Here is a 14,236-nt window from a genome sequence, read left to right as displayed (position 1 = left end):
CTTCCTGCGGCTTTTCCTTCGCCGTATCCGGGATGATGATCCCGCCGGCAGTCTTGGATTCGGATTCAACCCGGCGTACGACCACGCGGTCATGAAGCGGGCGGAACTTCGACTTTGCCATTTTTTATTCCTCGATGAGAATGGTGAGAACAGTTCCTCCGTCCGGCGACGCCGGACCTACGTTAGCACTCACCAATGGCGAGTGCTAACGTGGCGGTGAGATAAGCCGGCGGCTGGCGAGAGTCAAGGCGAGAGAGAGGGTACCGCGGGAAATCATTCCCATTCCGCAACGATTGTGGAAAATCTCAGTTGCTATCAGAGATCTGGTCGAAATCTTACTGACAGTTAGAACGGGATCAGTGTCCGAGGCGCAAGCCGATCTCCCGAGTTTCAAAATCAAGTAGCAGGCTGTTCTTCTCGAAATATCGGATGCCGACAATGTTGTGCTCGAGCCCAGGAACGATCTCTACCTCAGGATTGTATGTGGTCGTGAAGTTCCAATCCTGGCCGGCAGTTTTTACCAAGACCTTCGTGCCGACCTTCAATGACGTGCGAGGCTTCGAGGCGTCGGTTACGACCATAATCGTTGAGTTGCCTGTGTCGTAGAGCGTTGGCCGGCAAATCGGTTCAGATCCCCATGAGAGACAGGAGTCGACAGTGGGAAAATTGTATCGCCAACTGGCCTGTTTCCACTTTTGCACCCTGAAGTCCTTTTTAACACCTTCCGGCACGCCGATATGGAGCGCCTCCACCTGCGGACAGTTGCCGTTCTCGTTAGTGCAGGCTTTCCACTTGGCGCCGATCGGAGAGAGGTAATAGCCCCTGTGTAGGCCGGGCCTGACGCTCACAAACGCCATCGGGGACTTGATCATCCGGTCTGGTCCGCCTCCGCCAACGGGAGAGATGCCGAAAACGCCCTTGGGCCAAAGCGGGCCACCAACGATTTCTCCGGTGCTGCGCCTGACTTTTTTGTAACGGATGAGGAATGGGATTGAGGTCTCGGTGGAGACTGGAGAGTCCGGCGAACCAAAAGTCACGTGAGCGTAGGCAACGTTGCCGTACTCATCGTAGGTTCCATAGTTCATAACTGCTTCTTTGGTGGTGACCGTTATCCCGTCTATCTCCTGATCCTGCGTGATCTTTATTCCTGTGTCTGAACAGGTCTCGGCGGGCAGCACCGATTTGCAATCGATCGTCATTCCGCTCGATCCGGTATCGAGCAGCAACGGTTGGTTGACCGTCCGATTGCCCAAAGAAAGAATTTTCACATAGAGCATGCGAATGTTCTTTGGCTTTCCCGGGTACTCCAATTTGATCAAGGGCACCTTAGTTGGAAGCCCTTCGGCGTCGACTGAGGCGGGTAAAAAGCACGACTGGACTGCAAAAATTAGCAGTAATGTCATCAAAAAATTCTTCATTACCCTCGCCCGTGTTACTGGCCAGCGCAGTTCCAACAATCCGGAATGCGCGGACACGATGATCTTTGCAATAGGATCGCCTCACCCGATGAAGCTAAATTCAAGATCTTCGGGTCGTGCGAACGTATCTATGCTCTTCTCCTCAGCGCCCCTGCGGACCAAGCACCAAGTGAGCATCCCGCGCCAGCGGATAGGAGCCGCTCGCCCGACGCGCACTTCGTCGAAACTGCGCATGCCAAGCGTCGCGAAGCAATAAGTCGAAGGCCTCATCCGCCGAAATGGAATGCCTTGTTTTAAATTGATACTTGACTAAGTCAAGTAAGTGGTTGATCTTGTGCGGCAGGAGGATGCCATGACGATTCATCATCAACCCGGCAAGGAGCGGATCGATGCGGTGCGGGGCTTCAACCGCTTCTACACCCGCCAGATCGGCCTGCTCGACGAAGGGCTGCTGAAAAGCGCCTTCTCGCTGACCGAGGCTCGTGTGCTCTATGAACTGGCGCATCGCGATGGCCTGACCGCCACCGATCTTGCGCGCGATCTCGGTCTCGACCCCGGCTACCTCAGCCGGTTGCTGAAAAAGTTCGAGGAGCGCGGCCTGGTCGAGCGCGCCGTGACGGAAGCCGATGCGCGGCGCTCGTCGATAGCGCTGACGCCGGCGGGAAGGGTGGCCTTCGCGCCGCTGAACCAGGGTTCGCACGATCAGGTCGCGGCCTTGCTCGGCCGGCTTCCCGCCCCGGAACAGGAAAGGCTGGTCAAGGCGATGCAGACGGTGCAGCACCTGCTCGGCGAAGGCACGGAGGCCAAAATTCCCTACATGCTGCGACCTTTGCAGGTCGGCGACATCGGCCGGATCATCCATCGCCAGGGCCTGCTCTACGCGCAGGAATATGGCTGGGACGAAACCTACGAGGCGCTGGTCGCCGAAATCCTTGGCGCCTTCGTCAAATCCTTCGATCCGAAATGGGAACGCAGTTGGATCGCCGAGCGGGAGGGCGAAGTCGTCGGCTCGGTCTTTGTCGTGCGCCAGTCGGACGCGGTGGCGAAGCTGCGCCTGCTCTATGTCGAACCCTCGGCGCGCGGTCTCGGCATCGGCAGGCGGCTGGTCGAGGAATGCATCGGCTTTGCCCGGGCGAAGGGATACAAGACGTTGACGCTGTGGACCAATGACGTGCTCACCTCAGCGCGCCGCATCTACGAGGCGGCCGGTTTCAAATTGGCCGACGAGGAGCGTCACCACGCCTTCGGCAAGGATCTGGTCGGCCAGAACTGGAACCTGGAGCTGTAGCGGTGCTTTAGGCCTTGACCGGTATCCAGATTTCCAGCCCGCCATTGCCGCTGCGCGGATCGAAGTCGGGGCCATAGCGCTCGAATTCGGGCGCATCGGCGACCTCGTGCCCGCAGGCCGGCAGCCATTTGTTCCAGATCGTGTTGACCGTGCGGCGGATGGTCGAGATGTGGTCACGATGGGCGAACACAGCGTATTTCTGCGCCGGCACGCGTACGCGCGAAAACTCCTTTGGCAGGTCCGAAAAATCGGACACCTCGACGCCGGCGATATAGTCGAAATTGCCTGCATCGTCGCCGTTGACGCAGACGCCATAGGCGACGTCGCCGACCTCGCCCGGAATGTTGCCGATATAGGGGCCGAACCTTTGCCACTGCATCGGGATGCCGGCGCTGGTTTCGCAACTGTAGCGTTCGCCAAGACCGGCGATGAGGAACGGCCGGCTGGTTTCGAAACGCGGCGGCTCGAGATTGGTGAGGAAGGATTGGTCCATCAGGATCGGCTCCACGAGATCGAGGTTGTCGAGCGAGCCTTGCGCGCGCACCAGTTCCGGCGTGGTGCCGAACTGGTCGCGGAAGGCGCGGGTGAAGGCCTCATGCGAGGCGTAGCCGGCGTCGAGCGCGACCGAGAGGATGTCGGGTGCGCCGGCGGCGAGCCTGCGCGCCGCCTCGGTAAGCCGGCGAGAACGCACGTAGCCCATCACCGAACGGCCGGTCGCCGCACCGAAAGCCCGCGTCACGTGAAAGCGCGACACGCCACTGCTCTTGGCGACATCGTCGAGCGAGACTGCTTCCGGCAAATGGCTTTCGACGAACCACAGCGCTTTCTCGGTCGGGTTCATATTGCTCCTTGCATTGGCCAAATCATGCTGCCGTCTTTCCGCACGGTCAGTTTGATCGAAATTGCGCCTCCCGCAAAATCCAACGATCGTGATCGCGAACTCCCTTCGACAGCTGTCGCGTCCGCTAAACCGCGTCACACGGCTCTTGACGTGGCGTCCATGCGGCATCTCAATGCGTTGTCAGGGAGGTGCCGGTGACAATCACGGCTGCCGATCAGGTCTTTCGCTTCGGCGGGTTCACGCTGGATCTCGCCAGGGGAACGCTGCGCGGTCCCGACGGGCCGGTATTCCTCCGCCCAAAAGCCTATGTCCTGCTGAAGCACCTCTGTCGCAACATGGGCCGTGTCGTGCCGAAATCGGAGCTGATGGAAGTTGCCTGGCCCGGCATCTTCGTCACCGAGGATTCCCTGACGCAATCGATCCGCGAGATCCGCAAAGCGATCGGCGAGGATATGGTTCGCACCGTCTCCAAGAGAGGCTACATGCTGGCGGCCGAAGCCGAGCAATCGCCGGAGATCGGCGTGCAACCGATCGTGGCAGTGCTGCGCTTCCGCAATGAAGGCGGCGATCCGGCGGACGAGGCGATTGTCGATGGCTTCGCCGAGGATATCATCAACGGGCTGGCACGCTTCGGAACCGTCACCGTCCTGGCGCGCAACTCGAGCTTTTCCTTTGCCTCATTCGCGCGCGCGGAGTGGCCGCAAATCCGTTCGCGCATCGGCGCGGACTTCATCGTCGAAGGGTCGGTGCGTCGTCAGGGCGAACACGTGGTGGCGGCCGTCAACCTCATCGATACCGCGAGCGCCAGCCAGCTCTGGGGCGACCGCTATCAGTCTCGCGGCACCGGCCTGTTCGCGATCGAGCAGGAGATCGTCGAGCAGATTGTTGGCAGGCTGGTGACGCGGGTCAACAATGCCGGCCTGCAGCAGGCCTCACGCAAGCCGATCACCAGCCTTGCCGCCTATGAACTGGCGCTGCGTGGCTTCGCGCTGCTGCGCGATCCTGCCCAGACCGACCAGCGAGGCGCCGAGGCGTTGTTCGAGGCGGCCATCGCCAAGGACCCGACCTATGGCCTGGCCTACACCTACCTCGCTTTGGCGCGCGCATTGGATGGAGAATTCGGGCGTGCCAGCGACGCGGTGCTGGAAAACGCCCGCGACCTTGCCGACAAGGGTCTGTCGCTCTCGCCGGACCAGGCGACCGGCCATCGGGTGCAGTCGCTGGTGCGACTCTATATGCGCGACCATGAAGCGGCCGAGCACCACATGCGCATCGCGCTGCAGCTCAACCCTTATGACGCCGACAGCATCGAGCAGATGGGCATGCTGCTTACAATGCGCGGCAGACCGCTCGAGGCGCTGACCTGGCTGGCGCGTGGCATCCGCATCGATCCTTTGCACCCACATTGGTACCAGTTCGACCGCGCATTGGCGCTCTATATGATGGGAGAATATCGGCAGGCGGCGGAGGCGTTGGAGCTTGCCACACGCCCGGCGCCGTGGATCCGCACGCGACTCGCCGCCTGCTACGCCCAGATGGGCGAGATGGAACGGGCGAGGCGGCAGATCGCCCTCATCGACGAGGGCGATCCGTTTTCGCCGGTCGACTATGCGCTGCGCGGCGTCCCGTTCGAGAATCAGGCCGACGCGGATCATCTCGCCGAAGGCGTCATGCTTGCGCTTGGGCGGCAGGCTGCGCCCGGGGTCGGTTAATCGACGACAACGACGATATAGCGGCCTTGATAGGCTCGATAGTAGGTACCGCCGCAACGCCAGACGGCGAAGCCGTTGACCTTGGTGCGCACGCAGCCCGCGGGCAGCGCGGGGAGCCAGGCTGTAGTGTGCCGGAGCACGCGCCATGTGGTGCGCCGTGCGACGCCTGCGGCACTCCGGGGCGTCCAGGGCTGGCCGACTCGGGCCTCGGCCTGGCTGACCAGCGACAGCGCCGGCGCGGCGATGCCGATGATCTCGACGGCGGCGAGGCCGACCGCGAGCAATGCAGCGGCCGAGCGGAATTTCTTCGCGGATTTCAGAGGCATTTTTCGTTTCTCCTGATGTTGATCGAAGGTCAGTGGGATGACGCGACTGGCCGGGCAGTGCCCGCCAGAACCGCGAGGAGGGCAACCACGAACAGCCAATGTGCCGCGGTCGTCGCGTAGCCGACGATGAGCACGTCGGCGGCGATGAAGAACTGCCAGAACAAGAGGTTTGCGGTTCCGAGCAGTGCATGGACGGCCGCCAGGACAGCGTGCCAGTTCAGGGAATAGGCGCTGCGCCACATGGTCAGCCCGATGATCAGGGCAAGCCCGTGCGCCTCGATGAAGCCGATGCCGGTCCCGGGTGCATTGGCGAGCAGGGCGGCCTCGGCGCCGCGCCCGAAGAAGGAGCCGGCAATGTCGGCTATCAGGCCGCCTGTCGATGCGAGGATCAGGAAGCCGGCGTTGACGCGGATGAGAAGGTTTCCGAAGACGGGTGTCATGTTCGGTCCTTTCAGTTTAAATCTTACGAAGCGGCTGCCACGGCGGTTCCGCCGCCGTGGCGTTTGTTGGGAGGGGTCGCCTTTAAGCGGCCAGCGGCTGCGGTTCGGCGACGGACTCGATGGGCTCAGCCGCCGACTCCGCCGGTGCCTTGATGCCGAACCACGCGACATAGAGGGTCGGCAGGACGAGCAGCGTCAGCACGGTCGCGACCATCAGGCCGCCCATCACCGCATAGGCCATCGGCCCCCAGAACACCGTCGGCGCGATGGGGATCATGCCGAGGATGGCGGCCGCCGCAGTCAAAAGGATCGGCCGCAGCCGGTGCGCGCTGGCGCTGATCACCGCCGACCACGGCTCTTCGCCGGAGGCGATGTGCTGGTCGATCTGCGTGATCAGGATGACCGAGTTGCGGATCACCATGCCGATCAGGGACATGACGCCGAGAATGGCGACGAAGCCCATCGGTGCTCCCGACATCAGCAGCGCGCCGGCAACGCCGATCAGCGCCAGCGGAGCGGTGAGCAGCACCAGCACCAGGCGCTGGAAGCTCATCAGCTGGATCATCAGCACGGTGATCATGATGAACAGCATCAGCGGGAAGACGACGAAGATGCTCGCCTGCGCCTTGGCGCTGTCTTCGATCACGCCGCCCTGTTCGACGCTGTAGCCGGCCGGCAGTTCCGCCTTGAAGGCGGCGATCGCGCCGTCGAGCTTGCGGACCACGACGGCCGGCTCGGTGCCGGGCACGACGTCGGCCTGTACGGTCACCGTCGGCACGCGGCCCTGGCGCCAGATCAGCGGCGGCTCGGTCTGGTAGGTGAGCGTGGCCACCTGGTCGAGTGGCACACGGCGTCCGCCCGACGCGCTGACCGTCAGCGTGCGCAGCGTGTCGATGTCGGCACGTTCCGACTGGACCGCACGCGCCACGATATCGACGAGGTAGGTGTCGTCGCGCATCTGCGTGATCTTCGACCCCGACAGGATCGAGTTGATCGTATCGGCGAGCTGCTGCGAGGAGATGCCGAGCGCGCGCGCCCTGTCCTGGTCGACCTCGATCTTGATGACCTTGGCCGGCTCGTTCCAGTCGTAGTTGATGTTGCGCACGGCTGCATCGCTGCCCAGCACCTGTGCGAACTGCTGCGCCAGGCTGCGCGTCTTGTCCGGGTCCGGTCCGCTGACCCGGAACCTCAGCGGCCAGCCGACCGGCGGTCCGAGTTCGAGCGGCGTGACGCGGGTCATGACGTCGTCGAAGCCGTTCGCAAGTGACTTTTCCAGCCGATCGATCACGGCCTGGCGCACGGCGTGGCCCTTGGTCACGACCACCGCCTGGGCGAAGAAGTCGTTGGCGAGCTGGGCATCGAGCGGCAGGTAGAAACGGACCGCGCCCTGGCCGACATAGAAGCTCCAGTGGTCGATATCAGGATCGGCCGCGAGCAGCTTCTCGACCCGGCCCACCACCTCGTCCGTCGCCTTGATCGATGCGGTCTGCGGCAGGGTGAGGTCGACCATGATTTCGGGCCGGTCGGACTTCGGGAAGAACTCCTGACCGACAAAGCCCATGGCCACGACCGAGAGCGCGAACAGCCCGGCGGTCGCCGACAGCACCAGCCACTTCGCCCGCATCGCCGTTTCGAGCAGCGTCTGGAAGCCGCGCACCAGGCGCGAAGGCTGGTGGCTGCCATGGCCCTTGATGCGCTCGGGCAAAAGGGCGACGCCGGTCAACGGCGTGAACAGTACCGCGACGACCCAGGAAACAACCAGCGCTATGCCGACGACCGCGAACAGCGAGAAGCAATATTCGCCGGCGCCGCTCTTGGCGAAGCCGACTGGCACGAAGCCGGCGATCGTCACCAGCGTGCCGGTGAGCATCGGGAAGGCGGTCGAGGTATAGGCATAGGTGGCCGCCGAGATCTTGTCGTAGCCTTCCTCCATGCGCGAGATCATCATCTCCACCGCGATCATGGCGTCGTCGACCAGAAGGCCGAGCGCGATAATCAGCGCGCCGAGCGAGATGCGCTGCAGCGAGATGCCGAAATACTCCATGGTGACGAAGGTGATGGCGAGCACCAGCGGGATGGCGACGGCCACGACAATGCCTGGGCGCCAGCCGAGCGCCAGGAAGCTGACCGCAAGCACGATGGAGATGGCCTCGCCGAGGCTCTTGGTGAACTCGCCGACGGATTCTTCCACCACATGCGACTGGTCGGCGACCAGGCCGAGCTCGACGCCGAGCGGCAGCTCGGCCGCCATCTCGTGCATTTTTTCCTTGACGTTCTCGCCGAGCGCCAGCGCGTCGCCGCCTGATGTCATCGAGATGGCGATGCCGACAGCCGGGTTGCCGTTGAAGCGGAACATCGGCTGCGGCGGGTCGGAATAGGCGCGCTTAACCTCGGCAACATCGCCCAGCTTGAAATAATGGCCATTGGCGTAGAAGTTGATCGCCTTCAGGCTCTCTTCGGAGGTGAATTCGCCGGAAACCCGAATGGCAATGCGCTCGGGGCCGGCGTCGACCGTTCCGCTCGGGGTCAGCGCGTTCTGCGCCTGCAGCACCTGCGACAGCGTGCCGACGTCGAGCCCGAGTGCTGCCACCTTCTGCGTCGAGAATTCCAAATAGATCTTTTCGTCCTGCTGGCCGATCAGCTCGACTTTGGCGACGTCGGGCACGGTCAGCAGCCCGGCGCGCAGGCCGCTCGCTAAATCCTTCAGATCGCGATGGCTGACGCCGTCGGAGGTAAGCGCATAGATCAGCGAATAGGTGTCGCCGAACTCATCATTGTAGAAGGGGCCCTGGACACCGGAAGGCATCGTCGACTTGATATCGTCGAGCTTCTTGCGCACCTGGTACCAGAGCGGCTGCACCTGGTCGGCCGCGACCGTGTCCTTCAGGTTGACGAAGACCACGGATTCGCCGGGCTTGGTGTAGCTCTTGACGTAGTCGAGGTTGGGAAGCTCCTCGAGCTTCTTCTCGATCCGGTCGGTAATCTGTTCGACCGTGTCGCTGGTCGTGGCCCCCGGCCATAAAGTCTTGACCACCATGGTCTTGATGGTGAAGGGCGGGTCCTCTTCGCGGCCGAGCCCGGTGTAGGCGAACATGCCAGCGAGTGCGGCCGCGATCATCAGGTAGATGACGAAGCTCTTGTGGCGCAGTGCCCATTCGGAAAGATTGAAGCTGGTCATGATGCGACTCCTTTTTCATGGCGCGCGCCATCCCGGCGCGCGGCCGGCCTGCGCCGGCTGAAGACTTCAGTGATTGGGCTGGGTGGCACCCGCCCGTCGGGGCGGGCGTTACTTCAGGCCAGGCTGTGCATGGTGCCCGGGATGCGGTACGGCGCTCGCTCGGCCAGCCGGGGTTTGATGGCAAGCCCGGCAAGGTAGCGCTGGAAGGTGGCTGCCTCCTGCACCGGCGAGGCCAGCGCGACATGGCCGTCGGGCCGCACCAGATAGGCACCGTCGCGATGCAGGCCCGTGGCTTTAGCCATGTCGGACCAGGCGAAGCTGTGGATCGGGATGCCGGTCGGAGCCAGCATCGCCCGGAACTCGGCATTCGCCTCGCCATAGACATGCACCTGCCAGTCCAGCGAGCGCAGCGGCTCGAAATTGTTGCCGCTGGCGGTGAGGACATAGGGCAGGCGGTCGCCGCCGCTGATTTTCCCGGCCGTGCCGGAACTGATCGGCCCGGAACGGTACTGGATCGCGGCCTGCGAGATCAGGCCGAAGAAGGCACGCGAGCCGTACGACGTGTGCAGCAGCACGTTCATGATCTTCGGCATCAGATAGCGCCGGAACAGGCCGACCAGGCGCGAGCGGCTGGTGATGAAGCGGAACGCCGTGTCGGTGCTCTCGATCAACTTTCGAGCAAAGGCGATGCGTTCCGGCTCGTAGCTGTCGAGCAGGCGCTGATCGGCACGGCCTTGAACCACGGCAGCGAGCTTCCAGCCCAGGTTGACCGCATCGCCCATGCCGGTGTTCATGCCCTGGCCGCCGGCCGGGCTGTGGATGTGGCCGGCATCGCCGCAGAGGAACACGCGGCCGACGCGGAAGCGTTCGGCAACGCGGTGGTGGACGCGGTAGGTCGAGAACCAGTTGACTTCGTTGACTTTGATGCCGGTGTCGCGCTCGACATCGGCGCGGATCGCCTCGAAGGTGATCGTTTCGTCGGCTTCATGCGCCTTCGGGACGATGCCGATCAGACGCAGTGAACCGGATTGCCTGACCGGCATGACGATCGCGAAACCGTAAGCGCTGACCGTAGTGTCCATGCCGTTGCGGGTGACCGCGCCGCTGCCCGTCACGTCGGCGACGTAGAAGGCCTGTTCGTAGGTGCCACCCGGGAAGCCGATATTTAGCCCATGCCGCACGGTGCTGCGGGCGCCGTCGCAACCGACGAGATAGGCAGCGGAGACTGTCTCGGTCACACCGCTATTGCGCAATGTGGCGACAACCGAACTGGTCCTGTCCTCGAACGCGACCAACTCCGTGTTGCGCTCGACCCGAACCCCGGCGCGCTCGAGATGCGTGACCAGGATATGCTCGTGAATGTCCTGCGGCAGCGCAAATGCGAAGGGGAATGGGCTGATGCCGCGGCCGAAGTCGGAGAGCGGCAGCTTTGCGGCAATGCCGGCCGGCGTGCGTACGGTGAGTTGCTCCAGCCGCACGCCGGCGGCAAGCACCTCCTCGACGATGCCGATCTGGCGGTGGAACTCGAGCGTGCGGGCCTGGACGGCGAGCGCGCGCGATGTCTCGCCTGGACCTGCGGACTTGTCGAAGATGCGGACCGGCACGCCGAGACGGGTGAGCCAGAGGCCAAGCGTCAGCCCGGTCGGTCCGGCGCCGGCGATCAGGACTTTCGTTTGTGACGGGCTCATCGGGATTCTCCTGCCGCGATGCGAACCTTTTCGTGTTCGCGCAGCCGGTTGACGCCGGCGGTTACGACCACATCGCCTTCGGCTAGGCCGCCGCTGACGACGACCCGCTCGGTCTCGTAACGGGCAATGACAACGGGCTTCAGCTCGACGGCCGACGAAGCGCCCACAATCCACACGGCCGGCTTACCGCCCTTGTCGAACAGTGCACTTCCCGGCAGCACCACGACAGGCGCGCCGGATTCGTTGATACGGCCCGCGACGCTGCTGCCAAAGCGCATTTCATTCGGGGCGTTGCGCAGTGAAACTTTCACTTGGAAGGTGCGGGTGGCGGCATCGGCCACAGGCGACACCTCGCGGATGACGCCGGATGTCGAGATCGCCGGGTTGCTCAGCAGCGAGACCATGATCTCCGGCGGATGCCCAGCGCTGCGGCGATTTGAGAAGACAGCCTCAGCGATCGAGAAGACAGCGTCGCGGGCTTGCGGATCGGCGATGCGCACGACCATCTGCCCGACATTGACGAGCTGGCCTTCCTCGGCGCCAGTCGCCGTCACCACGCCGTCGAAATCCGCGTGCAGTTCGGTATAAGCGAGCTGATCCCTGGCCATCTCCAAGCCAATCTTTGCCGAGTCCAGCTTGGCTTGCGCCGAGCGGAGGTTCTTCAACGTCGCATCGTAGCTAGCGCGCGTCGTGAAGCCTTTGGCAAGCAGCGCTCTGAGGCGGGCCTCGGCGGCGCTAGCCTCGACCAGCACGGCCTGCGCCGCCGCGACATCGGCCTCGGCGCTGCGCAAGCGATTGCGATAATCCTGGTCCTCGATGCGGGCGAGCACTTCGCCTTTCCTTACCATCTGGCCTACTGCTGCCGTGCGCTGCACGAGCTTGCCGGAGAGCAGGAACCCAAGGTCACTTTCGCGCTGTGGGCGGATTTCGCCGATCGCGAGCCGGCTGTCCGCCTGCGGTGCCGGCTTGACCGGCACTGCCTTGACCAGCTTCGCTTCCGGCACATCCGGCTTTGCGCTCGCGGCCTCGCCCTTGGCAGCGTACCACGTGACGGCGGCGGCGCAGGCAAGTGCCGCGATCGATACGCCGACGAAGCCACGTTTCAACCTGCTGTGGAATGCGGCAGTCATGTTGTCTCCTATCCATGTTGCGGCCGGCGCCGGAACGGGTGCGACAGCCGGCTATGATCCTTGGCTGGAGACGGGGTCGGCCGCCTTGGCGCGAAAACAGGTCAATTCGCACGTTCACCAGCACGCTTTCATTCGGCTTTTCAGGCGCTGAAATCCCGATCGGATTCTGAAAATTTTCCGATGTTTTGGCGACCGACCTTTTCCATGCTGGCCCTTTGAAAGGTCCTCGAATGGGGCGCCCAGGGAAAAACCAGAACACTGGTAGCGCAGGAGAACTTCGACGCCGGTCAGGTCGACTACGCGCAGTCGCAATATGACCGGGCCGCCGACCTTGCCCGCAAGGGCATTAACGCCAAATCGTCGCTGGATGAGGCCAGGAACGATGTCGATAAGGCCAAGCAGCAACTGGCCGCGGCCGAGCAGGGCATCCTCAGCGCCAGGGCGGCGCTTGGCGGCAATCCCGATATCGAGACCGACAAGCATCGACCGTGATGGCGGCGCTCGCCGCACGCGACAAGGCTGCCTACGATTTGGGGCAGACCACGGCCAGGGCGCCGGCCGCCGGCATCATCAGCCAGGCTGCCTCGTTCAAGGTCGGCCAGTATGTCGGCTCGGGTACGCCGCTGTTTTCGCTGGTCGAGACCGGCGACACCTGGATCGATGCCAATGTCAAAGAAACCCAGCTCACCAATATGAAGCGCGGCCAGAAGGCTGAAATCGTGGTCGACACCTGTCCGGGCAAGACGTTCGAAGCCACGGTCAAGGCGATCGGCGCCGACACGGGGCCGAGTTCTCCCTGTTGCCCGCCCAAAACGCCACCGGCAACTGGGGTCAAGGTCACCCAGCGCATTCCGGTACGCCTGCAACTGGCCGATGCCGACGCCAAGATGGCGCTGCGCACCGGCATGAGTGCGACCGTCACGGTGGACACCGGCGTTTCCCGCGGGCTTCCGAGCATCTTCGGCCACGCCACGGCGGGTGAGGCGCAATAGACCACCTCGGTCCATCGGATGATGAAGCCTGAGACTACGTCAATGACTTCAAGCTGCTGATGATGATGACGCTTGCCATCCCGTTTGTTTTCCTGCTGCGCAAGCCAAAGGCTGGTCCGACCGCCGGTCCCGCTGCGCATATGGGCTGACGGCTTATCGACTTGCCGGACACACCCCCTATCTGCCCAGAACAAGGCTCCAGTAGCGCAGCGAGCTGTCGCGGCCGTCCCGCACATAGGCCAGACCGAAGCGGGTGAAGCGCGGGTCGAGCATGTTGCGGCGGTGGCCGGCCGAATGCATCCAGATGTCGAACAGCTTCTGCTGATCGAAACGGCCCTCGGCGATGTTTTCGGCGGCAGCACCGCTAATGCCGTTGCCCTTGACGCGCGAGGCGAACCCCTTGCCCCAGCCTGTGGTATGGGTCATGCGGCCGCCGCGCGCCATATACCCGGACTGCTGCAGGGCTGCCTGTTCGAGCTGAGGGTCGGGGAGAAGCGGCCCGAGGCCGGCTGAGGCACGGATGCCCGCCAGTGTGCCGATGGCGGAGGCGGAGACCCCGGCGCCTTCGCCGGTGGGCAGCACAGTGGCGCAGGCAGCGAGCCCGGCCAGTGCAGCAAGGCCGGCAGCTCTAAATAGCATTCGCCTGTTAAAGTTTGATCGGGCATCGGAATTTTCGATTTTGGCAACGGTCATGCCCGACTGACATAGCGGTGATCATGGCTTTTGCCGGGCCGGCGCTCAAAAATCTCGCTCACTGCGCCCTTAGCCGTCCGCGAACCCCGCTGACTGCACGCTACGGCGCGGTATTCTCCAAGATAGTCACCCAACCACCGCCGATAGCCGCATTGCTCTCGACAAGAGCACTCCTGCCGCAGACCGCTAGCCGGCAGACACTTGGCCGATCCCGGCATCGATCCAGGCACGCGTCTGTCCCAGAACTTCATCAGAAAGCGCGGGATCGTCTATCGCCCGGGCGAGGATCACTGCCCCCACCATCGCTGCCCAGCTTCCGATCGCTGCGCGGCGTCTGTCTGCCGGATCCAACTCCGGGAGCGCCTTGCCGATACGGTCGATCTGCGATCGAAGGCGTTCCGTCATGGCCGAGCGTGCAGCCGGCCGCCGGCCAAACTCAGCTTAATTTCGGATCGGGCTATACGCATTTGCCGAATATGGCGGCGCCGTCGCATCTTTCTGCTGCCGCCCTATTTCACCAAGGACGGGGC

General features: G+C 63.4%; 12 protein-coding genes and 2 pseudogenes. 3 read left to right on the top strand and 11 right to left on the bottom strand.

What is annotated here, in order from left to right:
- A pseudogene (locus ACWUKX_RS30350) lies at positions 1-121 on the bottom strand (co-chaperone GroES); the annotation flags it as partial.
- A gap of 235 nt (positions 122-356) precedes the next feature.
- On the bottom strand, positions 357-1,418 hold the full coding sequence (locus tag ACWUKX_RS30345) for a hypothetical protein (protein ID WP_456010356.1): 1,062 nt from the start codon (positions 1,416-1,418) through the stop codon (positions 357-359).
- A 352-nt stretch (positions 1,419-1,770) separates the two neighbouring features.
- Between ACWUKX_RS30345 and ACWUKX_RS30340 the strand changes: the two genes are divergently transcribed.
- The gene (locus ACWUKX_RS30340) at positions 1,771-2,706 is read left to right on the top strand and encodes a bifunctional helix-turn-helix transcriptional regulator/GNAT family N-acetyltransferase (RefSeq protein WP_456010354.1); all 936 of its coding nucleotides are present in this window, start codon (positions 1,771-1,773) and stop codon (positions 2,704-2,706) included.
- A gap of 7 nt (positions 2,707-2,713) precedes the next feature.
- On the opposite strand, the gene ACWUKX_RS30335 is transcribed toward ACWUKX_RS30340, so the two are convergent.
- Positions 2,714-3,547: an AraC family transcriptional regulator gene (locus ACWUKX_RS30335; protein WP_456010353.1), complete on the bottom strand. Its 834-nt coding sequence runs from the start codon at positions 3,545-3,547 to the stop codon at positions 2,714-2,716.
- Positions 3,548-3,741: 194 nt separating this feature from the next.
- Here ACWUKX_RS30335 and ACWUKX_RS30330 point away from each other — a divergent pair, with 194 nt between their 5' ends.
- On the top strand, positions 3,742-5,259 hold the full coding sequence (locus ACWUKX_RS30330) for a winged helix-turn-helix domain-containing tetratricopeptide repeat protein (RefSeq protein ID WP_287338799.1): 1,518 nt from the start codon (positions 3,742-3,744) through the stop codon (positions 5,257-5,259).
- Here the strand turns inward: ACWUKX_RS30330 and ACWUKX_RS30325 are convergent.
- From ACWUKX_RS30325 to ACWUKX_RS30300, 6 genes are all read right to left on the bottom strand, one after another.
- On the bottom strand, positions 5,256-5,585 hold the full coding sequence (locus ACWUKX_RS30325; RefSeq protein WP_456010351.1) for a hypothetical protein: 330 nt from the start codon (positions 5,583-5,585) through the stop codon (positions 5,256-5,258). The two genes, ACWUKX_RS30330 and ACWUKX_RS30325, sit on opposite strands and share 4 nt — an antisense overlap.
- A 29-nt stretch (positions 5,586-5,614) precedes the next feature.
- Positions 5,615-6,025 carry a hypothetical protein gene (locus ACWUKX_RS30320; RefSeq protein ID WP_456010349.1) on the bottom strand — a complete coding sequence of 137 codons (411 nt, stop codon included), beginning with the start codon at positions 6,023-6,025 and terminating at the stop codon, positions 5,615-5,617.
- Between the two features lie 82 nt (positions 6,026-6,107).
- Positions 6,108-9,203: an efflux RND transporter permease subunit gene (locus ACWUKX_RS30315; protein WP_456010347.1), complete on the bottom strand. Its 3,096-nt coding sequence runs from the start codon at positions 9,201-9,203 to the stop codon at positions 6,108-6,110.
- 113 nt (positions 9,204-9,316) lie between these two features.
- Entirely contained in the window at positions 9,317-10,891 is a 1,575-nt protein-coding gene (locus tag ACWUKX_RS30310) for an FAD-dependent monooxygenase (RefSeq protein ID WP_456010346.1), read from the bottom strand.
- Positions 10,888-12,021, bottom strand: coding sequence for an efflux RND transporter periplasmic adaptor subunit (locus ACWUKX_RS30305; RefSeq protein ID WP_456010345.1), 1,134 nt, complete (start codon positions 12,019-12,021; stop codon positions 10,888-10,890). The genes ACWUKX_RS30310 and ACWUKX_RS30305 overlap by 4 nt, the downstream gene beginning before the upstream one ends.
- Positions 12,022-12,135: 114 nt before the next feature.
- Positions 12,136-12,504, bottom strand: coding sequence for a hypothetical protein (locus ACWUKX_RS30300; protein WP_456010344.1), 369 nt, complete (start codon positions 12,502-12,504; stop codon positions 12,136-12,138).
- An 8-nt stretch (positions 12,505-12,512) separates the two neighbouring features.
- Here ACWUKX_RS30300 and ACWUKX_RS30295 point away from each other — a divergent pair, with 8 nt between their 5' ends.
- Positions 12,513-13,013, top strand: coding sequence for an HlyD family secretion protein (locus ACWUKX_RS30295; protein WP_456010342.1), 501 nt, complete (start codon positions 12,513-12,515; stop codon positions 13,011-13,013).
- Positions 13,014-13,190: 177 nt separating this feature from the next.
- Here the strand turns inward: ACWUKX_RS30295 and ACWUKX_RS30290 are convergent, their stop codons facing one another.
- The gene (locus tag ACWUKX_RS30290) at positions 13,191-13,706 is read right to left on the bottom strand and encodes a CAP domain-containing protein (RefSeq protein ID WP_456010341.1); all 516 of its coding nucleotides are present in this window, start codon (positions 13,704-13,706) and stop codon (positions 13,191-13,193) included.
- A 186-nt stretch (positions 13,707-13,892) separates the two neighbouring features.
- Positions 13,893-14,129 (bottom strand): annotated as a pseudogene (locus ACWUKX_RS30285) (TetR/AcrR family transcriptional regulator); the annotation flags it as partial.
- Positions 14,130-14,236 lie beyond the last annotated feature (107 nt).

Source organism: Mesorhizobium sp. f-mel, assembly GCF_053850215.1.
Note: the sequence above shows the minus strand (reverse complement) of the source record. Positions and strands in the feature narration are given on the sequence as shown.